23 protein-coding genes and 1 pseudogene are annotated in these 26,724 nt (G+C 73.8%); 18 read left to right on the top strand and 6 right to left on the bottom strand.

Features of this window, described 5'->3' with window-relative positions; genetic code table 11:
* Nucleotides 1-79: 79 nt before the first annotated feature.
* The 15 genes from ACH4VO_RS10940 to ACH4VO_RS10870 all read left to right on the top strand — a co-directional run bounded on the left by ACH4VO_RS10940 (nt 80) and on the right by ACH4VO_RS10870 (nt 18,417).
* Nucleotides 80-2,212 carry an MMPL family transporter gene (locus tag ACH4VO_RS10940; RefSeq protein ID WP_360990618.1) on the top strand — a complete coding sequence of 711 codons (2,133 nt, stop codon included), beginning with the start codon at nt 80-82 and terminating at the stop codon, nt 2,210-2,212.
* A gap of 324 nt (nt 2,213-2,536) precedes the next feature.
* Nucleotides 2,537-3,361 carry a SigB/SigF/SigG family RNA polymerase sigma factor gene (locus ACH4VO_RS10935; RefSeq protein WP_360991008.1) on the top strand — a complete coding sequence of 275 codons (825 nt, stop codon included), beginning with the start codon at nt 2,537-2,539 and terminating at the stop codon, nt 3,359-3,361.
* A 307-nt stretch (nt 3,362-3,668) separates the two neighbouring features.
* On the top strand, nt 3,669-4,655 hold the full coding sequence (locus tag ACH4VO_RS10930) for an NAD-dependent epimerase/dehydratase family protein (protein ID WP_360990620.1): 987 nt from the start codon (nt 3,669-3,671) through the stop codon (nt 4,653-4,655).
* An 11-nt stretch (nt 4,656-4,666) separates the two neighbouring features.
* A complete protein-coding gene (locus ACH4VO_RS10925; protein ID WP_360990622.1) occupies nt 4,667-6,301 on the top strand; it encodes a carbamoyltransferase C-terminal domain-containing protein in 1,635 nt (544 codons plus the stop codon).
* Nucleotides 6,298-7,290, top strand: a complete 993-nt coding sequence (locus tag ACH4VO_RS10920) for a glycosyltransferase (RefSeq protein WP_360990625.1) — start codon at nt 6,298-6,300, stop codon at nt 7,288-7,290. The genes ACH4VO_RS10925 and ACH4VO_RS10920 overlap by 4 nt, the downstream gene beginning before the upstream one ends.
* Nucleotides 7,287-7,841, top strand: coding sequence for an HAD family hydrolase (locus ACH4VO_RS10915; RefSeq protein ID WP_360990628.1), 555 nt, complete (start codon nt 7,287-7,289; stop codon nt 7,839-7,841). The genes ACH4VO_RS10920 and ACH4VO_RS10915 overlap by 4 nt, the downstream gene beginning before the upstream one ends.
* Entirely contained in the window at nt 7,838-8,845 is a 1,008-nt protein-coding gene (locus tag ACH4VO_RS10910) for a glycosyltransferase family 9 protein (RefSeq protein WP_360990631.1), read from the top strand. Before ACH4VO_RS10915 ends, ACH4VO_RS10910 begins: the two co-directional genes overlap by 4 nt.
* Nucleotides 8,842-9,804, top strand: coding sequence for a glycosyltransferase (locus ACH4VO_RS10905; RefSeq protein WP_360990634.1), 963 nt, complete (start codon nt 8,842-8,844; stop codon nt 9,802-9,804). Before ACH4VO_RS10910 ends, ACH4VO_RS10905 begins: the two co-directional genes overlap by 4 nt.
* Entirely contained in the window at nt 9,801-11,039 is a 1,239-nt protein-coding gene (locus ACH4VO_RS10900) for a glycosyltransferase (RefSeq protein WP_360990637.1), read from the top strand. Before ACH4VO_RS10905 ends, ACH4VO_RS10900 begins: the two co-directional genes overlap by 4 nt.
* Nucleotides 11,036-11,668: an SIS domain-containing protein gene (locus ACH4VO_RS10895; RefSeq protein WP_360990640.1), complete on the top strand. Its 633-nt coding sequence runs from the start codon at nt 11,036-11,038 to the stop codon at nt 11,666-11,668. Before ACH4VO_RS10900 ends, ACH4VO_RS10895 begins: the two co-directional genes overlap by 4 nt.
* The gene (rfaE2, locus tag ACH4VO_RS10890; protein ID WP_360990643.1) at nt 11,665-13,140 is read left to right on the top strand and encodes a D-glycero-beta-D-manno-heptose 1-phosphate adenylyltransferase; all 1,476 of its coding nucleotides are present in this window, start codon (nt 11,665-11,667) and stop codon (nt 13,138-13,140) included. Before ACH4VO_RS10895 ends, rfaE2 begins: the two co-directional genes overlap by 4 nt.
* Nucleotides 13,141-13,145: 5 nt before the next feature.
* Nucleotides 13,146-14,168, top strand: coding sequence for a glycosyltransferase family 9 protein (locus ACH4VO_RS10885; RefSeq protein WP_360990645.1), 1,023 nt, complete (start codon nt 13,146-13,148; stop codon nt 14,166-14,168).
* On the top strand, nt 14,161-15,090 hold the full coding sequence (locus ACH4VO_RS10880; RefSeq protein WP_360990648.1) for a glycosyltransferase: 930 nt from the start codon (nt 14,161-14,163) through the stop codon (nt 15,088-15,090). Before ACH4VO_RS10885 ends, ACH4VO_RS10880 begins: the two co-directional genes overlap by 8 nt.
* Nucleotides 15,087-15,983: a glycosyltransferase gene (locus ACH4VO_RS10875; protein ID WP_360990650.1), complete on the top strand. Its 897-nt coding sequence runs from the start codon at nt 15,087-15,089 to the stop codon at nt 15,981-15,983. The genes ACH4VO_RS10880 and ACH4VO_RS10875 overlap by 4 nt, the downstream gene beginning before the upstream one ends.
* Nucleotides 15,984-16,140: 157 nt before the next feature.
* Complete coding sequence (locus ACH4VO_RS10870; RefSeq protein WP_360990653.1) at nt 16,141-18,417, top strand: catalase; 2,277 nt, start codon at nt 16,141-16,143, stop codon at nt 18,415-18,417.
* Between the two features lie 201 nt (nt 18,418-18,618).
* On the opposite strand, the gene ACH4VO_RS10865 is transcribed toward ACH4VO_RS10870, so the two are convergent.
* Nucleotides 18,619-19,497 carry an SDR family oxidoreductase gene (locus ACH4VO_RS10865; protein ID WP_360990655.1) on the bottom strand — a complete coding sequence of 293 codons (879 nt, stop codon included), beginning with the start codon at nt 19,495-19,497 and terminating at the stop codon, nt 18,619-18,621.
* A gap of 69 nt (nt 19,498-19,566) precedes the next feature.
* Entirely contained in the window at nt 19,567-19,983 is a 417-nt protein-coding gene (locus tag ACH4VO_RS10860; RefSeq protein ID WP_360990658.1) for a CBS domain-containing protein, read from the bottom strand.
* Between the two features lie 191 nt (nt 19,984-20,174).
* On the opposite strand from ACH4VO_RS10860, the gene ACH4VO_RS10855 reads away from it, so the two are divergent.
* The gene (locus tag ACH4VO_RS10855; protein WP_360990661.1) at nt 20,175-21,359 is read left to right on the top strand and encodes an alcohol dehydrogenase catalytic domain-containing protein; all 1,185 of its coding nucleotides are present in this window, start codon (nt 20,175-20,177) and stop codon (nt 21,357-21,359) included.
* A gap of 105 nt (nt 21,360-21,464) precedes the next feature.
* Here ACH4VO_RS10855 and ACH4VO_RS10850 read toward each other — a convergent pair.
* From ACH4VO_RS10850 to ACH4VO_RS10840, 3 genes and pseudogenes are all read right to left on the bottom strand, one after another.
* Nucleotides 21,465-21,927: pseudogene (locus ACH4VO_RS10850) on the bottom strand (NAD(P)/FAD-dependent oxidoreductase); the annotation flags it as partial.
* A gap of 171 nt (nt 21,928-22,098) precedes the next feature.
* Nucleotides 22,099-23,340 (bottom strand): MFS transporter, encoded by a 1,242-nt coding sequence (locus ACH4VO_RS10845; RefSeq protein ID WP_398440919.1) that lies wholly within the window; start codon nt 23,338-23,340, stop codon nt 22,099-22,101.
* A 348-nt stretch (nt 23,341-23,688) separates the two neighbouring features.
* On the bottom strand, nt 23,689-24,258 hold the full coding sequence (locus ACH4VO_RS10840) for a DJ-1/PfpI/YhbO family deglycase/protease (protein WP_360990664.1): 570 nt from the start codon (nt 24,256-24,258) through the stop codon (nt 23,689-23,691).
* 256 nt (nt 24,259-24,514) lie between these two features.
* On the opposite strand from ACH4VO_RS10840, the gene ACH4VO_RS10835 reads away from it, so the two are divergent.
* Entirely contained in the window at nt 24,515-25,558 is a 1,044-nt protein-coding gene (locus ACH4VO_RS10835; RefSeq protein ID WP_360990667.1) for an SDR family oxidoreductase, read from the top strand.
* Nucleotides 25,555-25,689, top strand: a complete 135-nt coding sequence (locus tag ACH4VO_RS10830) for a hypothetical protein (RefSeq protein WP_360990670.1) — start codon at nt 25,555-25,557, stop codon at nt 25,687-25,689. Before ACH4VO_RS10835 ends, ACH4VO_RS10830 begins: the two co-directional genes overlap by 4 nt.
* Nucleotides 25,690-25,731: 42 nt before the next feature.
* On the opposite strand, the gene ACH4VO_RS10825 is transcribed toward ACH4VO_RS10830, so the two are convergent.
* Complete coding sequence (locus ACH4VO_RS10825) at nt 25,732-26,118, bottom strand: ANTAR domain-containing protein (protein WP_360990672.1); 387 nt, start codon at nt 26,116-26,118, stop codon at nt 25,732-25,734.
* Nucleotides 26,119-26,724: the final 606 nt, after the last annotated feature.

Here is a 26,724-nt window from a genome sequence, read left to right as displayed (position 1 = left end):
AGATTCTTTGCTGTTGAAGGACCTCGTCGTCGAAGGATTCTTCGACGTCCGAAAGTCCCTCGGTCGACCTGGGAGCACAATGTCCACCGCACCGCGGTCGGTTCGCCGGCTGATCCCCGTACTTCTCGTCGTCGTCTGGCTCGCGCTCGGGGGCGCGTTCGGCTCCTACGCGGGCAAGCTCGGCGAGGTGGCCACCAACGACCAGGCCGCGTTCCTGCCGCAGAGCGCCGAGTCCACCCGGGTCATCGAGGAGCAGAAGGCCTTCAGCCGGCAGGAGAGCCTGCCGGCCATCGTCGTGTGGACCTCCCGGCAGGACGGCGGGAAGCTCGGAGCCGAGCAGCGGCAGGCGGCCACGGCCGCGCTCGCCTCGCTGGAGGGCGAGCCGGGCGTGACCGGCCGGGTGAGCCCCGCACTGCCGTCGAAGGACGGTCAGGCACTCGAAGGCGTCGTCCAGTTGCGGCCCGATCTCGGGGACGCGCTGCCGGACACCCTGGCGGCCGTCCGGGCGGCGGCCGACGAGGTGCCGGGGACGACGGCCCAGGTGGCCGGGCCTGCGGCCAGCCAGGCGGACCTCGCCGACGCCTTCAGCGGGATCGACAGCCTGCTGGTCGTGGTGGCGCTGGTGACCGTGCTGGTCATCCTGCTCCTGGTCTACCGCAGCGTGCTGCTGCCGTTGATCATCATCATCGGAGCCGTCTTCGCGCTCGGCGTGGCCTGCGCGATCGTGTACGTACTCGCCGAGCATGATGTCGTGCGTGTGGACGGACAGGTCCAGGGCATCCTGTCCATCCTGGTCATCGGCGCCGCCACGGACTACGCCCTGCTGCTCACGGCGCGGTTCCGCGAAGAGCTGATCCGCCACCGGGACCGCTGGACCGCCATGGGCGCGGCGCTCCGCGAGTCGGCGGGACCGATCGTCGCGAGCGCCGCCACCGTTGCCCTCGGCCTGCTCGCGCTCCTGCTCAGCGACCTCACCAACAACCGTGCTCTCGGCCCGGTGGGTGCCATCGGCATCGTCTGCTCCGTCCTGAGTGCCCTGACGTTCCTGCCCGCCGTCCTCGTACTGCTCGGCCGGACAGCGTACTGGCCTGCCAGGCCGAAGTCCGAGGAGGCGGGCTCCGGCTCCGCTTCCGGTCTCGGTTCCGCCGGCGTCTGGTCACGGATCGCCGCGATGGTCGACCGCGGGCCCCGGAAGGTCTGGGCCGTCACCCTCGTCGTGCTCGTGGCCTGCGCCGCGTTCGCACCGACGCTCAACTCGAAGGGCGTGCCCCTGAAGGAGATCTTCGTCAACGACGCACCGTCGGTCGCCGCGCAGGAGACGCTGAGCAAGCACTTCCCCGGCGGCTCGGGCACCCCGGCGGTCGTGATCGCCGACGCGGCCAGGTCCGCACAGGTGACGGAGGCGGTCCGCAGGACGCCCGGCGTTGCGGACGCCTTCCCGGTGACGGCTTCCGGCCGCCCCGGCCAGGGCGAACCGCTCGTCGTCGACGGCCGGGTCCGGATCGACGCCACCCTCTCGGACGCGGCCGACAGCGACGCCGCCAAGAAGACCGTCACGCGGCTGCGGGAAGCGGTCCACGCCGTGCCCGGCGCCCAGGCCCTGGTCGGCGGCTACACCGCGCAGCAGTACGACACCCAGACCACCGCCGAACACGACCGGAACATCATCGTGCCGGTGGTGCTCGTGATCATCCTGGTGATCCTCGTCGGCCTGCTCCGGTCCCTGCTCATGCCGGTGCTGCTCGTCGCCACCGTGGCACTCAACTTCCTCGCGACGCTCGGCATCTCGTCCCTGGTCTTCCGGCACGTCTTCGGCTTCAGCGGCACCGACTCCTCCGTCCCGCTCTACGGCTTCGTCTTCCTGGTGGCGCTCGGCGTCGACTACAACATCTTCCTGATGTCCCGGGTCCGGGAGGAGTCCCTGATCCACGGACCTCGCCAGGGTGTGCTCCGTGGACTGACGACGACCGGCGGCGTCATCACCTCCGCCGGTGTCGTCCTGGCGGCCACCTTCGCCGCCCTGGGCGTCATCCCCCTCGCCTTCCTGGTGCAGATCGCCTTCATCGTCGCCTTCGGCGTCCTGCTGGACACCTTGGTCGTCCGCTCGCTCCTGGTGCCCGCTCTCGTCAGGGACATCGGCCGGAAGGCCTGGTGGCCCGGGGCCCTCAGCCGTACCCCGGACGAGGGCGGGAAGGCGGAGAGTACGGCGTGAGAAGCCCACTGCGCCCCGTCCGTGACCCCGGGTCACGGACGGGGCGCAGTACCCGGGGCCGGTGCGGTGGCGTATGAGAGCCGCGCCGGCCCCGTCCGCGTCGACGCCCGGCCCCGCGCAGGTCTCCTCCGCCCTCCGTCCTCCGCCCTCCGCCCTCCGCCCTCCGCCGGCGAGCTCACCACACGCCGTGCACCCCATCGGCCGAGCGGACCCGCCGCGCCCGGCGCCATCCCGGCCGCCCGGCGAGCGGACACCGCCATCCTTTGTTTTCATCGCACTGGTGGTGGGGTGCGTCTGTGTACGGCGAGGAGTTGGGTGGCTCACATGTGTGCCGACGACCGGCGTGCCGACCCCGTCACCGCGGCGGCCTTCCAGCGCCTCGCCGCACTGTCCCCCGGTCCCGAGAGGGACCGGCTGCGGGACGACCTCATCCGGGCCTGGCTCCCCATGGCGTACCGCCTGGCCGGCCGCTTCCGCAACCGGGGCGAGTCCCTGGAGGACCTGCGGCAGGTCGCGGCGGTCGGGCTGGTCAACGCGGTCGACCGTTACGACCCCGGTCTGGGCAACGCGTTCGCCAGTTACGCCGTCCCCACGATCACGGGCGAGATCAAGAGGCACTTCAGGGACCGGGCCTGGTCGGTGCACGTGCCCCGCCGCGTCCAGGACCTGCGCAACGTCGTACGCGCCGCCCACGCCGAGTTGTCCGCGAAGGGCGGCACGGTGACGGACCGCAGGATCGCCGCGTACACCGGCCTGACCGATGAGGAGGTCCGCCAAGGCAGCGAGGCCCTCCACAGTTTCAGCACGCTCTCCACCGACGCGGACATCCCCGGCACCGACGGCGGTCGGTCCCTCGGCGAGAGCATGGGCCGGATCGACACCGGGTTCGATCTGGTGGTCGACCGTGAATCGGTGAAACCGGGCCTCCGGCGGCTCTCGGAGCGCGAACGCCACGTGCTCTACCTGCGCTTCTTCGTCGGTATAACGCAAAGCGCCATCGCCGCCGAACTGGGCATCTCCCAGATGCACGTCTCGCGCCTGATCAGCAAGTCCTGCCGCAGCCTGCGCGAGGGGGTCCTCAGGGAACGCGGGCCCGCCGAGGCCACGGGAGGCGCGCAGCGCCCCGTGCCGACCCGCGGGCGTCGCTGACCCGGCGCCGGAGCGACGAGTCCATTCGAGTGCAAACCGCTCACTCCCACCGCGTTCACCTGCGGTGATGCCCGCGATGGACGAAACAAGCAGAATGCGAGGTGTGAAGGCAACTGTCCTGGTTACCCGGCTGGCCGTGCCGTCGGGACCACGGCGGCCACGCGCTGAGCGGCACCCCGGACGGGTGCCGCCCTTCGCGGACCGATCCCGGAACACGAGCCGGTCACCCGGGCCGGGCAGGTCCCGCCGACCCCTCCGGGGGCGGGAGGCCCCCTCGCAGCGGACGAAAGGCCGTCCTATGACTTCCATGACGACACCGCCCCCGTGGCGCCGCGCCGTTGTCACCGGGGGCGCGGGTTTCCTCGGCTCCCACCTGTGCGAGCGGCTGCTGGATTCGGGAGTCGAAGTCGACTGCGCGGACAACCTGCTCTCCGGATCCAGCCGCAACATCGCCCATCTGGCCGGACGGCCCGGATTCCGCTTCGTGCAGTGCGACGTGTCCTCGGACACCCTGATCGCCGGACTGCCCGGCCCCTACGACCTGGTCCTGCACTTCGCGTGCCCGGCCTCGCCCGTGCACTACCTGCGCCACCCCCTGGAGACCATGGACGCCGGCAGTCTCGGCACCCGCAACTCCCTGGCGATCGCGCACCGCGACGGGGCGCGCTTCCTTCTCGCCTCCACCTCCGAGGTCTACGGCGACCCCCTCGTCCACCCGCAGCGCGAGGACTACTGGGGCAACGTCAACCCGGTCGGCCCCCGCAGCGTGTACGACGAGTCCAAACGGTTCGCCGAGGCCCTGGTCACCGCGCACGTCGGCGCCAAGGGGCTGGACGCCGGCATCGTACGGATGTTCAACACGTACGGGCCCCGGATGCGGGCCGACGACGGCCGGGCGGTCCCCACGTTCATCTCCCAGGCGCTGGCCGGGGAGCCGGTGACCGTGGCCGGTGACGGAAGCCAGACGAGGTCCCTCTGCTATGTGGACGACACGGTCGACGGCGTCCTGCTGGTGGCCGCGAGCCACGCGGTCCGGCCGGTCAACATCGGCGGCGGCGAGGAGGTCCCGGTCGCCGACATCGCCCGCCGGGTGATCGCCATGACCGGTTCCTCCTCCGCGCTCACCTTCGTCCAGCGCCCCGTCGACGACCCCGAACGGCGCAGGCCCGACACCACGCTGGCCCGCGAACTCCTCGGCTGGGAACCCCGGGTGAGCAGCGAGGAAGGCCTCAAACGCACCATCGCCTACTTCTCGTCCCTGCCCGAACCCACCGCGACGGCCCAGCGGCTCTGACGGAGGCTTCCATGCGCGTCCTCGGTATCAACGCACTCTTCCACGACCCCGCCGCCGCCCTCGTCGTGGACGGCAGGATCGTCGCGGCAGCGGAGGAGGAACGCTTCAGCAGGCGCAAGCACGGCAAGCGCCCCCTCCCGTTCTCCGCCTGGGAACTGCCCGAGCTGAGCGCCCGCTGGTGCCTGGAACAGGCCGGGCTGACCCCCGCCGATCTGGACGCGGTCGCCTACTCCTACGACGCGCACCTCTCCCGCCCGGCCGAGCAGCTGGGCCTCCACGACCCGTGGGACCACCTGCGTCAGGAGTACGCCCGGCGCGCCCCGGAGTTCCTCGCCGAGGCGCTGCCCGGACTCGACCCCGCGAAGGTCCGCTTCGTGGCCCACCACGTGGCGCACGCGGCGTCCGCAGGCCAGGCGTCCCCGTACCCCGACTGCGCGGTCCTCGTGCTCGACGGCCGGGGCGAGTGCGGATCCCACCTCGCGGGCCGCTACGTCAACCGCGAGCTGACCGTGCTGGCCTCCCAGGAGCTGCCGGACTCCGTCGGGCTGTTCTACGAGGACCTCACCCAGCATCTCGGATTCCTGCGCAGCAGCGACGAGTTCAAGGTCATGGCGCTCGCCTCCTACGGCAAGCCGCGTTTCAAGGACCGGCTGCGGGAGTACGTGCACGCCGACGGGGAGGGCGGCTTCCGGGCCCGGCCGGTCCCCTGGGCATCCCTCGTACCGGGCAGGGCGCCCGGCGCCCCCTGGACCCAGGAGCACGCCGATGTGGCCGCGAGCGCCCAGGAGTGCCTGGAGGACGTCATGCTCGACCTGGCCCGGTGGCTGCACGGCCGTACCGGCGAGGACGTCCTCACACTCGCCGGGGGAGTGGCACTCAACTGCGTGGCCAACACCCGCCTGTACCGGGAGAGCCCCTTCGGGCAGATCTGGGTCCAGCCGGCCGCCGGCGACGCCGGGACGGCCCTCGGCGCCGCCCTGCACGTCGCCAACGAGAAGGAGCCCGTCGCCCCGATGCCCACCGCGGCCCTCGGGCGCGGCTGGAGCGACGAGGAACTGCGCGGCCGGCTGGAGCGGGCGGCCGTGCCGTACGAGGAGCCCGAGGACATCGCCGAGACCGTCGCCGAGGAGCTCAGCCGCGACGGTGTCGTCGCCTGGTTCCAGGGCCGGTCCGAATTCGGCCCGCGTGCCCTCGGCCACCGCTCGCTGCTCGCCCACCCCGGCCGGGCCGAGAACCTGGAGCGGCTCAACGCGGTCAAGGGACGCGAGGAGTTCCGCCCGGTCGCGCCCATGGTGCTGGCCGACCGTGCGGCGGAACTCTTCGACGGCCCGCTGCCCAGCCCGTACATGCTCTTCGTCCACGAGGTCGCCGAGCAGTGGCGCGCCCGCATCCCGGCCGTCGTCCACGTCGACGGCACCGCCCGGATCCAGACGGTGGACGCCGCCTCGGAACCGCTCGTGGCCCGGATGCTCGATGCCTTCGAACGGCTTACCGGACTGCCCGTCGTCGTGAACACCAGTCTCAACACGGCGGGCCGGCCGATGGTCGACGACCCCCGGGACGCCCTGGAGTGCTTCGGCTCGGCCCCCGTCGACCTCCTGGCCCTCGGACCGTTCGCGGTCCGCCGGGCGAAGGCGTACGCATGAGCGCCCCGGAGTACGCGGTGGTCGTCCCCACCATCGGCCGCCCCTGCCTCGCCGACTGCCTGCGCGCGCTGGACTCCGCCGCCGGACCACGACCGGTCGAGGTCGTCGTGGTCGACGACCGTCCCGCGCCGGACGACGTCCTGCCCGTCGAGGCGGCCGGTGAACTCTGCGACCGCGTCCGCACCGTGGCCACCGGCGGCCGCGGTCCCGCCGCGGCGCGCAACGCCGGCCTGCGGGCCGTCACCGCGCCCTGGGTGGTCTTCCTCGACGACGACGTACAGGTGCTCCCCGACTGGGCGGACCGGCTCGTCGGCGACCTCGCGGCGGCGGACGCCCGTACCGGCGGCGTCCAGGGACGGCTCACCGTCCCCCTGCCCGGGGACCGCAGGCCCACCGACTGGGAGCGGGGCACGGCCGGCCTGGAGCAGGCCGCTTGGGCCACGGCCGACATGGCCTACCGGGCGACCGCCCTCAAGGAGGTGGGCGGCTTCGACGAACGGTTCCGCCGCGCCTTCCGGGAGGACGCCGACCTCGCGCTGCGCATGATGGACGCGGGCTGGACCCTGCGCCGGGGCGACCGCGTCACCCGCCACCCCGTCCGGCCCGTGGACCGCTGGGTCTCCCTCCGGGCACAGCGCGGCAACGCGGACGACGTCCTGATGAACCGCCTGCACGGCACCGACTGGTGGATACGGGCCCACGCTCCCCGGGGCCGGCTCCCCGCCCACCTGGCCGTCACCGGGCTGGCCCTGGCCGCCGCCGCCTGCGCGGCGGCCGGCCGCCGCCGCGCGTCCGCCGTCGCCGGAGCGCTGTGGGCGCTGGGCACGGCCGAGTTCGCCGCGGCCCGCATCGCCCCCGGGCCCCGTACCCGGGACGAGGTTCTCACCATGGCCGTCACCAGCGCCGCCATCCCGCCGCTCGCGGCCGGGCACTGGGCCACGGGCCTCGTACGGCACCGGAGGGTCCGGTCACGGGGAGGTGCCCGGTGAGCCCGACCGCACCACCGTACGGCCGGGTGTCCGCGGTCCTCTTCGACCGCGACGGCACCCTCGTCCAGGACGTCCCCTACAACGGCGACCCCGACCTGGTCAGGCTCCTGCCGGGGGCGCGCGAAGCGGTGGACCTCCTGCGCGCCGAAGGCATCGCCACGGGGGTGGTCAGCAACCAGTCCGGCATCGGCCGCGGACTGCTCCGCGAGGACGACGTGCTGCGGGTCAACGCACGGGCCGACGCCCTGCTCGGCACCCTCGGCACCTGGGTGTTCTGCCCGCACACCCCCGACGCGGGCTGCGCCTGCCGCAAACCGCGGCCGGGACTGGTCGTGGAGGCCGCCCGCAGGCTGGGCGTGCCACCGGCGGAGTGCGTGGTGATCGGCGACATCCGGGCCGACGTCCTCGCCGCCCGGGCCGCCGGAGCCCGCGGCATCCTCGTCCCCAACGACATCACCCTGCCCGCCGAGGTGGCGGCCGAACGGTGGACCGCGCCCGACCTCCTGACCGCCGTACGGCTGGTCCTGGACCGTCAGGAGGCCCGCGCATGAGGGCTCTGGTCACCCGGCTGGACAGCTTCGGCGACGTGCTCCTCGCCGGGCCCGCCGTCCGCGCGGTAGCGGCGCACGCCGCCCACGTCACCCTGCTGTGCGGCCCGCGGGGCGAACCCGCCGCCCGGCTGCTGCCCGGGGTCGACGACGTACTCGTGTGGGAAGCCCCCTGGGAAGGCGTACGGCCGCCGACGGTCGAGGAGGCCGGCATCGAGGCGCTGGCCCGGCGGCTGCGGGACGGCGCGTACGACACCGCGCTGATCCTCACCTCCTTCCACCAGAGCCCCCTGCCCACCGCGCTCCTGCTGAGGATGGCCGGAGTGGGCCGGATCGGGGCGGACAGCGTCGACCACCCGGGCACCCTGCTGGACGTCCGCCACCGGCGGCTCCCCGGACGGCACGAGGCGGAGGCCGCGCTGGACACCGCCGTCGCCATGGGTTTCGCGTCGCCCCGGGGCGACGACGGAAGGCTCCGGGTGCTGCCCTCGCCCGACACGGCCGCCCTCACCGGCAACGGCCCCTACGTCGTCGTCCACCCGGGAGCCAGCGCCCCGGCCCGCGCCTGGAGCCCAGGACGCTGCGCCGAGACAGTGCAGCTGCTCGCCGACGCCGGGCACCGCGTGGTGGTCACCGGCGGACCCCAGGAGACGTCGCTGACCCGGCGGGTGAGCGGATCGGCCGGTCTGGACCTCGGCGGCCGGACCGAGCCCCGCACCCTGGCCGGAGTCCTGCGCGGCGCCGACGCGCTCGTCAGCGGGAACACCGGCCCCGCCCACCTGGCCGCCGCGGTAAGCACACCCGTCGTCTCCCTCTTCGCCCCGGTCGTGCCCGCGGAACGCTGGGGCCCCTTCGGGGTGCCTGCCGTCCTGCTGGGCGACCAGTCCGCGAAGTGTGCCGACAGCCGCGCCCGGCACTGCCCCGTCCCCGGCCACCCCTGCCTCGACGAGGTCACGCCCCGGCGCGTGGTGCGGGCTGTCCGCGAACTCATCGAGGTGACCGCATGAACATCCTGATCTGGCACGTCCACGGCTCCTGGACCACCTCGTTCGTCCAGGGGCCGCACACCTGCCTCGTCCCTGTCACGCCGGACCGCGGACCCGACGGCCTGGGGCGGGCCCGCACCTGGCGGTGGCCGGACAGGGTGCGCGAGGTGAGCCCCGAGGACCTGCGGCGCAGCGACATCGACCTCATGGTCCTCCAACGGCCCCACGAGGTGGAACTCGCCCACGCCTGGACGGGCAGGCGTCCGGGCACCGACGTCCCGGCCGTGTACGTGGAGCACAACAGCCCGCACGGCCCGGCGGCGGACACCCGCCACCCACTGGCCGAGCGGGACGACATCCCCGTCGTCCACGTCACGCACTTCAACCGGCTGATGTGGGACACCGGGCGGGCCCCGGCCACGGTGATCGAGCACGGCATCGTCGACCCGGGCGCGCTGTGGACCGGCGAGGAGCCGAGGGCCGCGGTCGTGGTCAACGAGCCGGTACGCCGCGGGCGCACCACCGGGACGGACCTGCTGCCGGCCTTCTCGCGCGCCGCGCCCCTGGACGTCTTCGGCATGCGCACCGAGGGTCTCGCCGGGCACCTCGGGCTGCCCCCCGACCGCTGCCGGACGTGGGACCTGCCGCAGAGCGACCTCCATCCGGCCATGGCCCGCCGCAGGCTCTACCTGCACCCGGTGCGCTGGACGTCACTCGGCCTGTCACTCCTGGAGGCGATGTTCCTCGGGATGCCGGTCGTGGCCCTGGACACCACGGAGGTCCGCGAAGCGGTGCCGGACGGCACGGGAGTCGTCTCCAACCGGCCCGACGTCCTGGACGGGGCCATCCGCGCCTTCCTGGCCGACCACGGCCACGCCAGACGGGTCGGGGAGGGGGCCAGGGCCGCCGCGGTCGCCCGTTACGGGGTGCAGCGATTCCTGGACGACTGGGATCACCTGATGAAGGAGGTCACGCGATGAGGAACGCGACTCCAGCCCCCGCCCGCGTCGCCCTGGTCTCCGAGCACGCCAGCCCCCTGGCCGAGCTCGGCGGGCCGGACGCGGGCGGGCAGAACGTCTACGTGGCCCAACTCGCCGAACACCTCACGCGGCGCGGTCACGCGGTCACCGTCTACACCCGCCGCGACGACCCCGGCCTGCCCGGACAGGTCACCACGCCGGGCGGCTACCGGGTCGTCCACGTGCCCGCCGGACCGCCCACCCCGGTGCCCAAGGACGAACTCCTCTCCCACATGACGGAGTTCGGAGCCTTCCTCGCACGACTCTGGCGGTCCGGACCGCCGGACGTGGTGCACGCGCACTTCTGGATGTCGGGTACGGCGGCCCTGGCGGGCGTCCGGGGCCTGGGAGTCCCGGTCGTGCAGACCTACCACGCCCTCGGCACGGTCAAGAGGCGTCACCAAGGGCCCGACGACACCAGCCCGCCCCAGCGTCTGGCGCTGGAGGCGGCGATCGGGCAGGAGTGCAGACGGGTGCTGGCGACCTGCGCCGACGAGGTCGCCGAGCTGGCCGCCATGGGGGTGCCGCGCGAGCGGATCTCGGTCGTGCCGTGCGGCGTCGACCCCGTGCAGTTCTCGCCCGTCGGGGACGCCCGCCGTCCCGCGGCCGGACCCAGGCGCCTGCTGGCCGTCGGCCGGCTCGTACGGCGCAAGGGGTTCGACCGCGCGATCCGCGCGCTCGCCGAGGTGCCCGACGCCGAACTCGTCATCGCCGGCGGGCCCGAGGCCGCGCTGCTGTTCGCCGAACCGGAGGCCGAACGCCTGCGCAAGGTGGCCGAGGAGTACGGCGTCCAGGACCGCGTCACCCTGCTGGGCGCGGTGGCCCACGCCCACATGCCCCGCCTGATGTCCGGCGCCGACCTGGTGCTCTCGCTGCCCGACTACGAACCGTTCGGCATCGTGCCCATCGAGGCCATGGCCTGCCGCACCCCGGTGCTCGCCACCGCAGTCGGCGGCCACCTCGACACCGTGGACGACGGCGTCACCGGGGCCCTGGTCCCGCCCGACGACGACAGCCGCGCGCTCGCCGGCGTCATCAGAGGACTGATCGACGACCCGGAACGGCTGGCACGCCTCGGCGCGGCCGGCCGGGAAAGGGTCCTCGCCCACTACACCTGGGACCGGGTCACCGACGGCGTCGCCCGTGTCTACAGCGCCGTACGAGCCGCCCCCTCACTCTCGGGAGCAGTCCGATGAACGTCACCCCCGATGGTCAGCACTGCGACGACCTGATGGACGCCCTCGCCGCGTTCCGTGCCTCGTGCCCCGTGGTCCACCGCTGGGGCGCCGAACTCGCCCGGCGCCTCGGCGGCGGCGCCAGACTCCTCGTCGCCGGCAACGGCGGCAGCGCCGCCCAGGCCCAGCACCTGACGGCCGAACTGGTGGGGCGTTACCGCGACGACCGGCCGCCGTTCTCCGCGCTCGCCCTGCACGCCGACACCTCCTCCACGACGGCCATCGCCAACGACTACGGCGTGCAGGAGGTGTTCGCCCGTCAGACCTGTGCACACGGCCGGGCCGGCGACATCCTGATGCTGCTGTCGACCAGCGGCGCGAGCGCCAACCTGCTGGCGGCGGCGGCCGAGGCACACCGCATCGGCATGACGGTCTGGGCCCTCACCGGGCCCGCCCCCAACCCGCTCGAAGCGGCAGCCGACGAGGCCCTCTGCGTCGACGCCCCCGTCTCCGCGACGGTCCAGGAGCTCCACCTGGTGGCGGTGCACATGATCTGCGAGGCGTTCGACCAGGGCGTGGAACAGGCCGCCGGTGAGGCGGCGCGCAGACCCGCCCCCTCCCCCGCGCCGGTCGGGGAGGGCATCGCATGAACGGCCCCACGCCCCTGCTCGTCGTCGGGGACGCCCTGCTCGACCACGACCTGTCCGGCCACGCCGACCGGCTGGCCCCCGACGCCCCCGTGCCCGTGGTGAACGGCGCCCGCCGCACCACCCGGCCCGGTGGCGCGGCGCTCGCCGCCTGCCTCGGGGCGGCGGACGGCCGCGTGGTCACCCTCGTCACGGCGCTGGGCGACGACGAGGCGAGCCGGACGCTCCGGCGGCTGCTGGCGGGCCGCGTCCGGCTGATCGAGCTGCCGCTCACCGGCGAACTCCCCTGCAAGACCCGGGTCATGGCCCGCGGGGTGCCCCTGCTCAGGCTGGACGACGGCGACGGCCGTGCCGCCGCGGCCACCGAACAGGCGTACGCCGCTGTCGAGGAGGCCAGGGCCGTCCTCGTCGCCGACTACGGGCGCGGGGCGGCGGACGTCCTGCGCGACGCGCTCACCCGGGCCGCCGCGCGGGTGCCCGTCGTATGGGACCCCCACCCGCGCGGCGGACCGCCGGTGAAGGGGGTCCGGCTCGCCACCCCCTCGGCGGCGGAGGCCCGCGGCTTCGCCACCCCGGACGAGGCCCGGGGCCGTACGGTCCCGGACGGGACGCCGCAGGGCCCGCAGGCCGAGCTGCACCGCTCCGCCGCGGACGCCCGCCGGCTCATCCGCACCTGGGGCGTCACCTCCGTCGCGGTGACCCTGGGGGACCGCGGCGCGCTGCTGTCCCACGGGGAGGAACCCCTGCTGGTTCCCGCCCCCTGGACGGCCGACGGCGACGCCTGCGGCGCCGGCGACAGGTTCGCGGTGAGCGCGGCCGGACTCCTCGCCGACGACGCGCTGCCGGAGACCGCCGTCCAGGGGGCGGTGCGCGCCGCCACCCGGTACGTCTCCGACGGCGGCGCCCGGGCCCTGGCCTTCGGACCGGCCACCTCCGCACCGCAGCACACGGCCGGGCCGGACCCGGCGGGGGAGCCCCCCGCGCCCGACGCGGCAGGACTGGCCACCCGGGTCCGCGAGGACGGCGGCACGGTCGTCGCGGCGGGCGGCTGCTTCGACCTGCTGCACGCGGGCCACGTGGCCCTGCTGCAGGCGGCCCGGCGTACCGGCGACTGCCTCATCGTCTGCGTCAACTCCGACGCCTCGGTGCGGCGGCGCAAGGGCGGGACCCGGCCCCTCGTCCCCGTCGCCGACCGCGTCCGGGTGCTGCTGGCCCTCCAATGCGTCGACGCCGTCGCCGTGTTCGAGGAGGACACCCCCGAACGGCTGCTGGGCGAACTGCGCCCCCACATCTGGGCCAAGGGCGGCGACTACGCCCTGACCGAGCTCCCCGAGGCCACGCTGGTGCGGAGCTGGGGCGGACAGGTCGTGCTCCTGCCCTACCTCGACGGCCGCTCGACCACCGAACTCGCCGAACGGGCGGCCCTCGGCCCGGCCACCCGGCCCGCCGCACGGCCCCGCAGCGCCCGGAGTTGACCGCCATGCCCCCTCCGCGCACCCCGTCGCGCCCCCGTGTCCTCGTCCTGCGCGCCCTGGGCCTGGGCGACCTGCTCGCCGGAGTCCCGGCCCTGCGCGCGGTACGCCGCGCCTTCCCGGGCCACGAGACGGTCCTCGCGGTCCCGCAGGGGCTGCGGGCCGCCGCACTCGCCACCGGCGCCGTCGACACCGTCCTGCCCGCCTCGGCGCCCGGCCGCGGCGTGCCCGTGCTCACGGGCTGGACGGGTGAACCGCCGGACCTGGCGATCGATCTGCACGGCAACGGTCCCGAGAGCCACGACGCGCTGGCCGCGCTCCGGCCGCGCCGGCTGCTCTCGTACGCCCGTCCGGACCCGGCCGTCCCCGACCCGCCCCGCTGGCGCCCGGACGAGCACGAGCGGGAGCGCTGGTGCCGCTTCCTGCGGGCATACGGCATCGACGCCGAGGCGGACGACGTACGGCTGCCCCCGCCCTCCCACCCCTCGCCCGCCCCCGGGGCCGTCGTCGTCCACCCCGGGGCCGACGCGCCTGCCCGGTGCTGGCCCGCCGGCCGGTACGCCGCGGTGGTCCGGCGGCTGCGGACGGCCGGTCACCGGGTCGTGGTGACGGGGGGACCGGGCGAGGAGGCGCTGACCGCCATGGTGGCCGCCGGCGCGGGCCTCGGACCGGAGCACGTGCTGGCCGGCGGACTGCCGTTCGGTGACCTGTCCGCGCTCGTCGCGGGGGCCGCCTGCCTGCTCAGCGGGGATACCGGCCCCGCCCACCTCGCCGTCGCCCACGGGACACCCTCGGTGACCCTGTTCGGCCCGGTGCCCCCGCATCTGTGGGGGCCGCCGCCGGACCCGGCCCACACGGTCCTGTGGCACCCCGGGCCGCCCGGCGACCCGCACGGCACCACCACCGACCCCGCGCTCCTGCACATCGGCACCGACCAGGTGCTCACCGCCGTCCTGGAACACACCCGGCAGCCGCAACCGGACGCCCGCCCCGGGCAGGACGAGCGGGCGGAGGCGACCGGACATGTCTGAGGACACCGGAACGCCCGGCCGCCCCACCGGGGCCCGCACCACCGTCGCCATGATCACCCGGGACCGTGCGCACAGCGCCCTGCACACCCTGGACCGGCTGGCCGAACTGCCCGAGCGCCCGCCGGTGGTCGTCGTGGACAACGGCATCGACCCGGTGGTTACCGCGGCATTGCGGGCCCACCCCGTCGGTGCCGAGGTGCTCACGCCCGGGCACAACACCGGGGCTCTCGGCCGGAACCTGGCCGTGCGTCACGCGCGCACGCCGTATGTCGCCTTCAGCGACGACGACTCCTGGTGGGGCCCCGGAGCCCTCGGGCGCGCCGCCGCCCTGTTCGACGCCCACCCCCGCCTCGGACTGCTCGCGGCCCGCAGCCTGGTCGGCCCGGAGCAGGACGAGGACCCGGTCAACGCGCTGCTGGCCGGCTCCCCGCTCCCCGCCGAACCCGACCTGCCGGGCCGCCCCGTCCTGGGCTTCCTCGGCTGCGCGTGCGTCGTCCGCCGGCGCGCACACCTGGAGACCGGCGGCTATCACCCCCTGCTCTTCTTCGGCGCGGAGGAGACGCTGCTGGCCTACGACCTGGCCTCGGCCGGCTGGGGAGTGGTGTACGACCCCGCCGTCGTCGCCCACCACCACCCCGACCCCGGCGCTCGGCCCGGACGCTCCGCGCTCCTGCGCCGCAACGCGCTGCTCACCGACTGGCTGCGCAGGCCCGCGCACGTGGCCGTACGCCACACCGTGGGCCTGGCAGCCGCGGCGCTCCGGGGCGACCCGGGTGCGGCGACGGCACTGCGCGGAGCCGCCGTCAGGCTTCCCGCCGCGCTGCGGCAGCGGCACCGGCTGCCCGCCAGGGTCGAGCACGCGGTACGGCTCCTCGAACGGCAGGCGCACGCGGAACACGAACGGGAGGGTAGGGCCCGATGAGAGACAGCCGTACGACCGTCGTGGTGATCACCCGCGACCGCCGTCCCGAACTCCTGCGCACCCTCGGGCTGCTGCGCGCCCTTCCGGAACAACCCCGGGTGATCGTCACGGACAACGACTCGGCCGACGGCACGGCGGAGGCCGTCGCGCAGCTGTTCCCGGAACTCACCCTGCTGAGGCCGGGCCGCAACCTGGGCGCCGTCGGGCGCAACCTCGCCGTACGTCACGTGGACACCCCCTACGTGGCGTTCTGCGACGACGACACCTGGTGGGAGCCCGGATCCCTGCGGCACGCCGCCGACCTCCTCGACACGCGCCCGTGCCTGGCCGCCGTGACCGCCCGTATCGTCGTCGAACCGTCGGGGAAGGAGGACCCCGTCGTCGCCGAACTACGGGACTCCCCGCTCACCGGGCCCGACTGGCTCCCGGGCCCCGCCCTCGGATCCTTTCTCGCCGCCGCGACCGTGATCCGGACCGACGCCTTCCGTGCCGCCGGCGGCTTCCATCCCGGACTGTGGCTGGGCGGGGAGGAGGAACTGCTCGCCACCGACCTGCTCCGGCAGGGCTGGTGGCTCAGTTATGTGCCCGACCTGCTGATCCACCACGCGGCCTCCACGGTCCGGGACAGTACGGAGCGACGGACCCTGGGGCTGAGGAACACGCTCTGGTACACCTGGCTGCGCCGCCCGTGGGGGTCGGCCGTCCGGCGCACCGCCTACCTGCTGCGCACGGTGCCCCGGGACCGGGCGTCGATGCGGGCTTTCACACGTGCGGCGGCGGGCCTGCCCTGGGTGCTCAGACAGCGCCGGCCCGTGCCGCGCGAACTCGAAGCCCGGCTGATGCTCCTCGAGCGGGCCCAGCGCAGATCGGACGCGCGGAGGTATGTCGGGTGACGCTCCTTCCCTTCTGGCGTGATTCGTGTGATTTGTCGTGCGGAATGCGGGTACTGGGAGGCCTTCGGACCGACCGTGCCGCCGTACCCCTTGCCCCCTACTCCTGACGGGGCGTCACGGTCGCCAGGTACAGACGGCCCCCCACCTTTGGAGCGTCATGACCGAGAAGAACCCGCTGAAAGCCGCCGCCGAGAAAGCGGCTGACGCGCTGGGAGTCACCACCGGCCCCGAGGAGGGCATTCCCGGAAAGCCGGGCGCGCAGTCGCCCCCGGTCGACGAGCCGACCCGGCCGCGCGACCCGCTGCCGCCCAAGCCCGACCAGAGCGGACCGGAACCGGTGAGCCCCACCGGGCAGCGCACCGCCGCCACCCAGGCGGACATGGCCCAGTGCGGCCGGTACCTGACCACCGCACAGGGCGCCCGGCTGTACGACAGCGACCACTCGCTGAAGGCGGGCGCCAGGGGACCGGTCCTCATCCAGGACCACCACCTGCGCGAGAAGATCACCCACTTCGACCACGAGCGCATCCCCGAGCGGGTCGTCCACGCCCGGGGCGCCGCGGCGCACGGCGTCTTCCAGGGCTACGGAACGGCCGCGAGCGTGTGCAAGGCGGCCTTCCTCGGCAAGGGGGTCGAGACCCCCGTGTTCACCCGCTTCTCGACCGTCCTGGGATCGCGCGGCTCCTCCGACACGGTGCGCGACACCCGCGGCTTCGCGACGAAGTTCTACACCGACGAGGGCGTGTTCGACCTCGTCGGCAACAACATGCCGGTGTTCTTCATCCAGGACGCCATCAAGTTCCCCGACGTCATCCACGCCGGGAAGCCGCACCCGGACCGGGAGATCCCCCAGGCGCAGAGCGCCCACGACACCTTCTGGGATTTCGTCACGCTGCACACCGAGGCGACCCACCACACGCTGTGGAACATGTCCGACCGGGGCATCCCCCGCTCGTTCCGGACCATGGAGGGATTCGGCGTCCACACCTTCCGCCTGGTCGACGCGGACGGCGGCACCACACTGGCGAAGTTCCACTGGAAGCCCAAGCTCGGCGTGCACTCGCTCGTCTGGGAGGAGGCCCAGATCATCAACGGCGTGGACCCCGACTTCCACCGCAGGGACCTCGCCGACGCCATCGAGGCCGGCGCGTTCCCGCAGTGGGAACTGGGCATCCAGACGTTCCCGGACACCCCGGACCAGATGTTCGAAGGCATCGATCTGCTGGACCCGACGAAGATCGTGCCCGAGGAGATCGCCCCGGTCCAGCCGATCGGGCTGCTGACCCTCAACGCCAACCCGTCGAACTTCTTCGCCGAGACCGAACAGGTCGCCTTCCACGTGGGCCACCTCGTCCCGGGCATCGACGTCACCGACGACCCGCTGCTCGCCGGGCGCCTCTTCTCCTACCTCGACACCCAGATCACCCGGCTGGGCGGGCCCAACTTCGGCCAGCTGCCCATCAACCGCACCCACGCACCCGTCAACGACATGCTGCGGGACGGCATGCACCAGACGGCGGTGCACCGCGGGGTGGCGCCCTACCGGCCCAACTCGCTCGACGCGGGTTGCCCCTTCCTCGCCGGGGCCGACACCGGCGCGTTCGTCGAGACGCCGGTCACCGTGCCCGCGGCGAGCAAGGTCCGCGCCGCACCGGAGTCCTTCGCCGACCACTTCACCCAGCCGAGGCTGTTCTGGCTCAGCATGAGCGCGGTGGAGCGTGAACACATCGTCGACGCCTACACCTTCGAGCTCGGGAAGTGTTACGAGCAGGCGGTCAAGGAGCGGGGACTCAAGGTGCTCGCCAACATCGACCCCGAACTCTGCGCGCAGGTCGCCACCGGGCTGGGCCTCCCGGCCCCCGAGCCCACGGTGCCGCTCACGTCGCCGGACCCGAGCCCGGCGCTGTCCCAGGTCGGCAGGGTATGGCCGCGCGACGGCAGGATCATCGGGATCGTCGCGGGCGAGAACGGCGACCTGACCGGCGTGCGCACCGTACGCGCGGCGGTCCTGGACGCCGGGATGGTCCCTCTGGTCATCGCCCCGGCCGGCGGGGTGCTCGACGCGGACGGCGACCCGGTCACCGTCCAGCGCACCTTCGCGACCGCCCGTTCGGTGGAGTTCGACGCGGTTCTGCTCGCCGGTGCGCCCGGCCGGGGCAAGGACGCGTACGGCGCGCGGGACGCGAAGGCCGCGACGGCGGGCGCCGGGTCCTCGGCGACCGACCCCCGGGTACTTCTGCTGCTGCAGGAGGCGTTCCGGCACGGCAAGGCGGTGGGCGGCTGGGGCGGCGTCACAGCCGTCCTCGAGGCGGCCGGCGCGCCGGTCACCGCGCCGGGTGTGGTGACGGGCGACAGCGCGACCGCCGTACTCGACCAGACGGTCGAACTGCTCGGCGCGCACCGGGTCTGGGACCGTTTCCCGCCCGCTGTGTAGCGACGCCCGCTGTGTAGTCACGCCCGCGCTGGAGCCGCGTCCGCTGTGCGGCCGGCTCGGTCCCGCAGCCGGAACTACGGACCGCACGCGTGAGCCGCGTACCTCGGCGCCGGGAGCCAGTTCGGGCTTCCGGCGCCGAGGCCCTTCCGTGTCTCCTCGTGGGCCGGGTCCGCGGCGCGGCTGTCAGGCACCGGGCGGCGGTCACCGGGGCCCGCGGGCCCCGGACCGTTCCGCCGCTCTGCCGCCCGCGCCCAGCAGCCCCGTAGCCGAGAACTCCGAGCGCATCAGCTCCTGCCGGGCCAGCCGGGTGACGAGGCCGGGCAGCGCCCCGCGGACCGCCTGTACCCCCCGCATCCAGGCCGGGACGTAGACCGTGGGCGCACGTCGCTCGACCGCGCGCACCATACGGCCCGCCACCAGCCCGACCGGGTAGACCTTCCGGGCCGGCGGCGGCATGTGCGCGCGCAGTTCACGCAGCACCGCCTGCCTGTCGCCGCCGCGGATCATGTCGGTGTCGGTCCAGTTCAGATAGGCCGTTCCCACAGCGACCCCGCGCGGCGAGAGTTCGGCCCGCAGCGAGTGCGCGAAGAACTCCGCACCCGCCTTGGAAGCGCAGTAGGCGCTCATCAGCGGTGCCGAGCCGATGGCCGCCAGGGAAGCGACCTGGAGGTAGTAGCCGCAGGTGTCCAGCAGTTGAGGCAGGAACACCCGCGCGGTGACGGCACTGCCGATCAGGTTGACCTCGATGACGCGCCGCCAGGTGGCCGGGTCGGAGTCGACGAAGGGCCCGCCCTCCGCCACGCCCGCGTTGGCGACCACCACGGACGCCGGACCCAGCCGGCCGCGTACCTCTTCGGCGACCGCCGCCATCGCGGCGTCGTCCGTGACGTCCACACACCAGTGGTGCGAGGCCGTGGGGAGCGCGGCCGCGACTGCGGCGAGCCGTTCCTCCTCGAGTCCGAGCAGGGCCACGCGCGCGCCCCGGGCGGCCAGTTCCTCGGCGACGGCCGCCCCCACACCCCGGGCGGCACCTGTCACCACGGCCGTGCGGCCGCGCAGTACGTGTTCTCCAGCAGTCACGTGAACTCCTCGATGCCGGGGATGCTGCGGGACTCCGCGGACCCGGCCCAGGGGCGCGCGGACGGTGGATCAGCCGGAGGACAGCGCCTGCAGCAGGTCCCCGACCTGGGCGTCGGGCAGCGCGCGGGCCACATCCGCCTGGGCGACCATGCCGACGAGACGGTGTCCGTCGATCACGGGGAGCCTGCGGACCTTGTGGGCCGTCATGGTGCGCAGGATCTCGCCCGCGTCGTCGTCCGCACCGATGGTGACCGCCTCGCCCTGGGAGAGCTCACCGGCCCTCGTGTTCGCCGGGTCCTTGCCCTTGCCGAGCACCTTCACCACGATGTCGCGGTCGGTGAGTACGCCCTTGAGCTTGTCGTCCGTACCGCAGATGGGCAGCGCTCCGACGCCCAGATCGGTCATCCTGCGCGCCGCGTCGAGCACACTTTCCTGCTCGCCCACGCATTCCGCGCCCTCGGTCATGATCTCGCGTGCCGTTGTCACGATGACTCCCCTCACGGGTGCGGGCCCCCTTTCCGCCCAGGGCCCCGCGTGCCCACCGGGTACCCGGCAGCCCCGCCGCATAACGGCCCGGTCCGTCGGCGCACCCGGGGTTTGGGACAGGGCGCCGGGGGAACCCGGGACCCGTCCGCGGCGGCGCGGATCCCGGAACGACGTGGAAGGGGAGTTGCACCGTGCGCGCACTGACCTATCAGGGAAAGCGGGACGTCCGGGTCGAGACCGTGCCCGATCCCCGGATCCAGGATCCCGACGACATCGTCGTCAGGATCACCTCCACCGGCATCTGCGGCTCCGACCTGCACCTCTACGAGGTCCTCGGGCCCTTCCTCGACCCGGGGGACATCCTCGGCCACGAGTCGATGGGGATCGTCGAGGAGGTCGGTCCCGAGGTGACCGCCGTGGCCCCCGGGGACCGGGTCGTCATCCCGTTCAACGTCTCGTGCGGCCACTGCTTCATGTGCGATCAGGGGCTGCACTCCCAGTGCGAGACCACGCAGGTGCGCGAGCGGGGCACCGGTGCCTCCCTCTTCGGCTACACCAAGCTGTACGGGCAGGTGCCCGGCGGCCAGGCAGAGCTCCTTCGCGTCCCCTTCGGGAACCGGCTGCCGATCAAGGTCCCGCACGGCCCGGCCGACGACCGGTTCGTCTACCTGTCGGACGTGCTGCCGACCGCCTGGCAGGCCGTGGAGTACGCGGCGATCCCACCCGGCGGCACCGTGACCGTCCTGGGCCTCGGCCCCATCGGCGCCATGGCGGCCCGCATCGCACGGCACCGCGGCGCGAGCCTCGTCGTCGGCGTGGACCTGGTCCCGGAACGGCTGACCCGTGCCGCGGAGTACGGGGCGAAGTGCCTCGACCTGCGCAGGTACGGCAAGCACCTGGGCGACGCCGTACGCGACCTCACCGACGGCCGGGGCACGGACGCCGTGATCGACGCGGTCGGCATGGAGGCGCACGGCGCGCCCGTGGCCAAGGCCGCGCACTGGGCCGTCGGGCTGCTTCCCGACACCATCGGCGAACGTCTCATGGGCACCATGGGCGTCGACCGGCTCGCCGCCCTGCACGCGGCCATCGACATCGTGCGGCGCGGAGGCACGGTCTCGCTCTCCGGGGTGTACGGCGGAGCGGTCGACCCGTTGCCGATGCTCACCATGTTCGACAAGCAGATCCAGCTCCGGATGGGCCAGGCGAACGTGTGGCGCTGGGTGGAGGACATCCTCCCGCTGCTCACCGACGAGGACCCGCTCGGTGTCGACGACTTCGCCACTCACCGGCTGCCGCTGGAGGAGGGCCCCCAGGCCTACAAGACCTTCCAGGACAAGGCCGACGGCATGATCAAGACTCTGCTGATCCCCTGACGCCCAGGCCCGGCCCGTACGGCGGCCGACGGGCCGGGGCGGTTCTCAGGCGTCCTCGCCCAGCACGTCCACCTGCTCAAGGGGCTTGACCGCCGGCCCCTGGAGCACCGCCCCGTCGACGTCGGCGTGGGTCTCCGCCCGGAGTGCCTCGGCCGACGAGGGGGTGACGGCGTACGAGCAGGCGCGCACGTTCGAAGTCGCAGTCGATCCCCAGGTCGCCGACGATGCCGGCCACCCGCTCCACCGCGTCCTGCTGCGAGGCCGCGTACAGCCGGGCGCCCTCGGTGCCACGGGTCTCCCGCAGCCGCTCGTACACCAGTGAGTGCAGGGCCGACACCTTGGCGGTGGTGTAGCCGCTGACGCCCGCGGCGATGCGGTCGGCCTCCGGTACGGCCACGGTCCGGCCCGCACGGGCCGGCTCCCATGCGGTGCTCAGGCCGGCGATGCCGCCGCCCACCACCGCCACGTCCACCTCGATGTCCTCCGTCAGCGGAGGGTGTACAGGGGCGTCGGTGGTGTCCATCCAGAAGGATTCGTCGAATCCGGGCAGTCGGCGCGGGGCCGTCATGGGCTGCTCTCCCACCTCTCAGGTCGGCGAGCCTTGCGCCTGCCCGGCTCCGCGCCTGGAACACACCCCACGGTTCGCTGGGGGCCGTGGGACGCGTGCGGCCGTGTCCGGCAGCCGGCCCCGATGATCACACGCCCGGGCGACCGCGGCGGACCCCCGTCGCGTACCCGCTCACGAGGCCGGTACCAGCGTGCCGGCGGTCCGGGCGGCCAGGGCCGGCAACGGAACCGGTTCCAGGACGCGTCGGGTGGCCCGGCGGTGACGCAGCGCACCGCAGCCGACGGCGCCGGCTATCAGCAGTCCGCCGGAGACCAGGGCGCCCCGGGCGCCGGCGTACTCCAGCAGCAGACCCAGCAGGGGAGGGCCGGCCTGCCCCCACAGGGTGCTCGCGGTGCGCCACACCCCGAGCACCCGCCCCCGCATCTCGGGTGCGGGATCGGTCTGCAGCAGCGTGGCGCCCGCCGTGTCGGAGACGGACTCGACCACCGCCATGGGGACGACGAGCAGGATCAGCACGAACAGCCCGGGTGAGAGACCGGCCGCCACCTGCAGCAGCCCGCCGCACGCCGCCAGGACGGTGGAGACCGTCCCGAAATCGCTCTCGCTCGCGTGCAGCGGGCCGATGACCAGCACAGCGAGGGTCAGTTGGTAGTTCCGGCCGAACACGGAGCTCACGCCCGTGACGGCCGCGAGAGCGACGAGCCGGGGCCGCTTGAGGAAGTACGTCAGTCCGGCCCGCGCACCCGGCTCGTCCCCGGCCCGGGAACGGGCCACGCGCCGCTCGCCAGGCGAGGCCCCCGTGCGCGCGGCCTCCACGCCTGGCGGAACCGCCGCGGGTGCGGCGGCCCGGCCCTCGCGCCGCGCTCCGCGCACCGGACGCAGGAACGGGATGACGGCCGCGACGAAGAGGAACGAGAGCCCGTTCGCCACGTACGCCGACGCCGTACCCAGCGTTCCGACGGCGACGGCCGCCACCGCCGTACCGGCGAGCCGGCCCGAGCTGTGCACCACCGAGCCGAGGGCGATGGCTGACGGCACGTCGCGGGCGGGAACCAGGTCGTTGCCGAGGAGGGCCGTCGCGGGGCCGTCGATCGTGTTCACGATGCCCGTGACGGCCGCCAGCAGGAGCAGCAGCGGCATGCTGAGGAGATCACCGGCCATGAGCGCGGCCGTGGTGAAGGCGATCGCACCGAGCACCACCTGGCTGACCGCCGCCGTGAGCTTGCGGGGCCACCGGTCGACCGCCGCGCCACCGAGGACGCCGAGCAGCAGGCCGGGGCCCGCCTGTACGGCGAGCGACAGTCCCGTGGCCGCCGCGGAGCCCGTGATCTGCAGCACCAGGAGGTTCTGCACGGTGAGCTGCATCCAGGCGCCGGCGTTCGACACGAGGTTGGCCACGGACCACCAGCGCATGCTGGGGCTCCGCAGACACCGCCATGGGTTCCTGTCGGCGGAGTGGCCGGCAGCGGCCACCGGTTTCCGGAAGCGGGCAGCGGTCGGGAAGGAAGGAACAGGCACGGCACGAAATCTCCGACGAGGGCAGGGGAGAGACACACGTCGGGCTGTGAGAGCGGTGCAGTGGGTGCCTCGGTGCCGGGCAGGGGCCGTTCAGATACTCAGGCCGTCTGCCTTCCGGCACCACATCCTCCCAAACGCCTCCCTGCCGCGGGAGACGCCTGGAGCGGCGGGGCGCTCGGCCCCGCCGCTCCAGCCCTCAACTCCTTTGGGGCGAGGGCGTATACACCTCACAGGTGGTGTTCCTCACACGGCGGCGCGCTCGAGTGCCGCGTCCGTCTCGCGCAGGAAGTCGTCCAGGTCGCCCGGGTTCCGGGAGGTGATCAGCTTCCACCCGCCGCTGCCGTCCGTGACGACGGGCTCGTCGACCCAGTGGCCCCCCGCGTTCCTGATGTCGGTGCTCAGCGAGGAGTAGGAGGTCAGCTTCTTGTCCCGTACGAGATCGGCCTCGACCAGGGCCCACGGCCCGTGGCAGATGGCCGCCACCGGGCGCCCGGAACTCGCGAACGACCGGACGATCCGCACCGCGCTGTCCTGGCCGCGCAGGGTGTCGGCGTTCAAGGTGCCTCCCGGGATGAGCAGGAGGTCGTACGCGTCCACGTCCGCATCGCCGAGCGTGACGTCCGGCTTGACCTTCTCGCCGGGGTCCTTGTCACCGACGAGGGTCTCGATGTCGTCCGCCGAGACCGCCGCCACGTCCACGACGGCGCCCCAGCCGCGAAGGTGCTCCAAGGGCACCGTCAACTCGTCCTGCTCGACACCGTAGTTCGTGACGATCGCCAGTACCTTCCGCACACCCACTTCGTTGTCATCCATCACAGGCCCCTTTCCGGAAACAGTTCGGCCGCACACATCCGGCCGTATACGTCCTGACGTCGTGGGTTCCCGCAAATCCGCCGGGTATGCGACCGGCCGCCGCACGGGAGGCGACGCCGGGACGAAACCGGGCGCAGGTTTCTTCCCCCGCGCGCTGGATACCCGAGCGACACCACGTCGCGGCCGGCAGCACCCGCGTGCGGGGAGAACCGTCCCGGGCCGGCGGCCGGACCTTCACGGAGGAAGCGAGCTCAGCATGACCATCAATCCGTCTTCCGGTGCACGCGTCGTGGTGACCGGAGCGACCGGCAACGTGGGCACGAGCGTCGTCCGTGCCCTGGCGGCCGACCCCCGGGTCGGATCCGTCCTCGGCCTGGCCCGCAGGCGGCCACGGATGGCCCTCGCCGGTGTGGAGTGGGGCACGGCGGACCTCTCCCGCCCGGACAGCTCCGCCACGCTCGCCGGCCTGCTGCGCGAGGCGGACGCGGTGGTCCACCTGGCCTGGCGGTTCCAGCCGACACACGATCCGGTGGTCACCTGGCGGAGCAACGTCCTCGGCTCCCTCCGGCTCTTCTCCGCCGTGGCGGAGGCGGGCGTCCCCGCCCTCGTGCACGCCTCGTCCGTCGGCGCCTACTCACCGGGGCCGAAGGACGAGCCCGGAGTCGACGAGGAGTGGCCGACGCACGGCTGGCCGGACGCGGCGTACTGCCGGGAGAAGGCGTACCTGGAGCGGGTGCTCGACACCTTCGAGCTGCGGCATCCGGAGATCAGGGTGGTCAGGATGCGGCCCGGCTTCCTGTTCAAGGAGACTGCGGCCAGCGAACAGCGGCGCATCTTCGGGGGACGCTACCTCCCCGGCCCCCTGATCCGGCCGGACCTGCTGCCGTTCGTACCCGACCTGGACGGTCTCCGGTTCCAGGTGCTGCACACCGACGACGCGGCGCAGGCGTACCGGCTCGCCGCTCTGGGCGACGCGCGCGGGCCCTTCAACCTGGCGGCCGACTCCGTGACGGACGCCCGGCGCCTGGCCGGCCTGCTGGGCACCCGCGTCGTACGCGTGCCGAGGTCTCTGGTGCGTATCGCGCTGTCCGCAGCATGGCGGGCGCACGCCGTCCCGGCCTCCCCGCACCTGTTCGACGCCGTCCTGAGGCTGCCGGTACTCGACTCAGGCCGGGCCCGTACGGTCCTGGGCTGGCAGCCCGCGTACACCGCCGACGAGGCTCTGGCCGCCTTCCTCCGCGGTGTGCGACGCGCAGGCGGCGAGGACACGGCCCCACTGGCCGGGAAGCAGGTGGGATGACAGCCGACCCCGCCCCGGAAGCGCTCACCACGAACGCCGGCCCCTCGGCCGTCGTGGGGGCCACGGACCGTGACGAAGTCTTCCAGGAGCTCGCCGCGGGCCTGTGGTCCGCCGCACGGTTCCTCGGCTGAGCCGCCGTACGGGGTTTTCCCGCCCCGGCTCGGCGGGCCGGATCAGCCCGCGAGGGTGTGCTTCATCGCGGCTCGGAGCGCGTCACGGGTCGCCGGGGGGAGAGGCGTGCCGTGGAAGCTGTCGACGAGCTGATGCGCGAGGTCGCGCAGTTTGGTGTTGCTGTTCTGGGAAGCGTGGACGAGAGTCTGCCAGGCCTGTGGAGCCGTACACGGACCCACCGCCATGAGGATGCCCCGCGCGGTGTCGATGACCGGACGCGAGGCGATCGCGGTGCGCAGGCCTTCGACCTCGCTGCGCAGAGCCGCCACCTCTCCGTCCGGCGGCGGCTCCTCGGCATGCTGGTGGTCCGCCGGCGCGGGCCCGGCCCGCTCGGCGGCGGCCGGAGCCACGGGGGTGCGGGTGCCTTGCCCTTCGGTGTGCTCCGCCATGTCTGTTCCTCTCCCCCGTCCTCGCGTCGCTGCTGCGGTCGTGCCTGCGCTTACGGGTTCCGTCTGCCCACCAGTGTTCCGCTCAGTCGGGTCCGGGGCAGCTCGAGCGGCACCTGCGCAGATGGCGAGGGGGAAGCGTGGTGACGCGCCTGCCAGGGGACCGGCCGCGGCGCCATCGCACGGAGCATAGGGCGGGAGGCCTGTGGTGCCTCCACGACACGCCAGGACCGAACCGCCGGCGGGGCGCTCCGCCGGCGGACATCAGCGGTTCCGCCAGGTTGGCCCCGGGGCGCGTCAGGCGGCGCGGTCGGCGGTGCGGTCCGGCCGGCTCGCAGCGGCCCTGGCCGGTGCTCCGGACCGCGTCGGAGGCAGTACCAGGCGCAGGTGACGTTTCCGAGCGTGGCGGGGCGGGCCGGTGGGTCCCAGGAGACGCTCCTCGTAGCCGTCCAACAGCAGGAGGAGGACGAGCAGGAATGGCGGCATGAGCAGTGCTACGACCAACACGGCAGGTGCGTCCCCTCTGTCCCGGCGCTTTCTGTCCGGGTTGCCGGACGGAGCGGAGGTAGCGCGGTGCGAGGTGAAGATGGTGTGACCGTCCGGCGGAAT

The sequence above is a fragment of the Streptomyces sp. NPDC020780 genome (assembly GCF_044334475.1).
Taxonomy (GTDB): domain Bacteria; phylum Actinomycetota; class Actinomycetes; order Streptomycetales; family Streptomycetaceae; genus Streptomyces.
This window is presented reverse-complemented; position numbering and strand designations above follow the sequence as displayed.

Bases quoted from the DNA above. Each gene is read 5' to 3' on its own strand.
- ACH4VO_RS10940 (WP_360990618.1), top strand. From the start codon at position 80: ATGTCCACCGCACCGCGGTCGGTTCGCCGGCTGATCCCCGTACTTCTC.
- ACH4VO_RS10935 (WP_360991008.1), top strand. From the start codon at position 2,537: ATGTGTGCCGACGACCGGCGTGCCGACCCCGTCACCGCGGCGGCCTTC.
- ACH4VO_RS10930 (WP_360990620.1), top strand. From the start codon at position 3,669: ATGACGACACCGCCCCCGTGGCGCCGCGCCGTTGTCACCGGGGGCGCG.
- ACH4VO_RS10925 (WP_360990622.1), top strand. From the start codon at position 4,667: ATGCGCGTCCTCGGTATCAACGCACTCTTCCACGACCCCGCCGCCGCC.
- ACH4VO_RS10920 (WP_360990625.1), top strand. From the start codon at position 6,298: ATGAGCGCCCCGGAGTACGCGGTGGTCGTCCCCACCATCGGCCGCCCC.
- ACH4VO_RS10910 (WP_360990631.1), top strand. From the start codon at position 7,838: ATGAGGGCTCTGGTCACCCGGCTGGACAGCTTCGGCGACGTGCTCCTC.
- ACH4VO_RS10905 (WP_360990634.1), top strand. From the start codon at position 8,842: ATGAACATCCTGATCTGGCACGTCCACGGCTCCTGGACCACCTCGTTC.
- ACH4VO_RS10900 (WP_360990637.1), top strand. From the start codon at position 9,801: ATGAGGAACGCGACTCCAGCCCCCGCCCGCGTCGCCCTGGTCTCCGAG.
- ACH4VO_RS10895 (WP_360990640.1), top strand. From the start codon at position 11,036: ATGAACGTCACCCCCGATGGTCAGCACTGCGACGACCTGATGGACGCC.
- rfaE2 (WP_360990643.1), top strand. From the start codon at position 11,665: ATGAACGGCCCCACGCCCCTGCTCGTCGTCGGGGACGCCCTGCTCGAC.
- ACH4VO_RS10885 (WP_360990645.1), top strand. From the start codon at position 13,146: ATGCCCCCTCCGCGCACCCCGTCGCGCCCCCGTGTCCTCGTCCTGCGC.
- ACH4VO_RS10880 (WP_360990648.1), top strand. From the start codon at position 14,161: ATGTCTGAGGACACCGGAACGCCCGGCCGCCCCACCGGGGCCCGCACC.
- ACH4VO_RS10875 (WP_360990650.1), top strand. From the start codon at position 15,087: ATGAGAGACAGCCGTACGACCGTCGTGGTGATCACCCGCGACCGCCGT.
- ACH4VO_RS10870 (WP_360990653.1), top strand. From the start codon at position 16,141: ATGACCGAGAAGAACCCGCTGAAAGCCGCCGCCGAGAAAGCGGCTGAC.
- ACH4VO_RS10845 (WP_398440919.1), bottom strand. From the start codon at position 23,340: ATGCGCTGGTGGTCCGTGGCCAACCTCGTGTCGAACGCCGGCGCCTGG.
- ACH4VO_RS10840 (WP_360990664.1), bottom strand. From the start codon at position 24,258: ATGGATGACAACGAAGTGGGTGTGCGGAAGGTACTGGCGATCGTCACG.
- ACH4VO_RS10835 (WP_360990667.1), top strand. From the start codon at position 24,515: ATGACCATCAATCCGTCTTCCGGTGCACGCGTCGTGGTGACCGGAGCG.
- ACH4VO_RS10830 (WP_360990670.1), top strand. From the start codon at position 25,555: ATGACAGCCGACCCCGCCCCGGAAGCGCTCACCACGAACGCCGGCCCC.
- ACH4VO_RS10825 (WP_360990672.1), bottom strand. From the start codon at position 26,118: ATGGCGGAGCACACCGAAGGGCAAGGCACCCGCACCCCCGTGGCTCCG.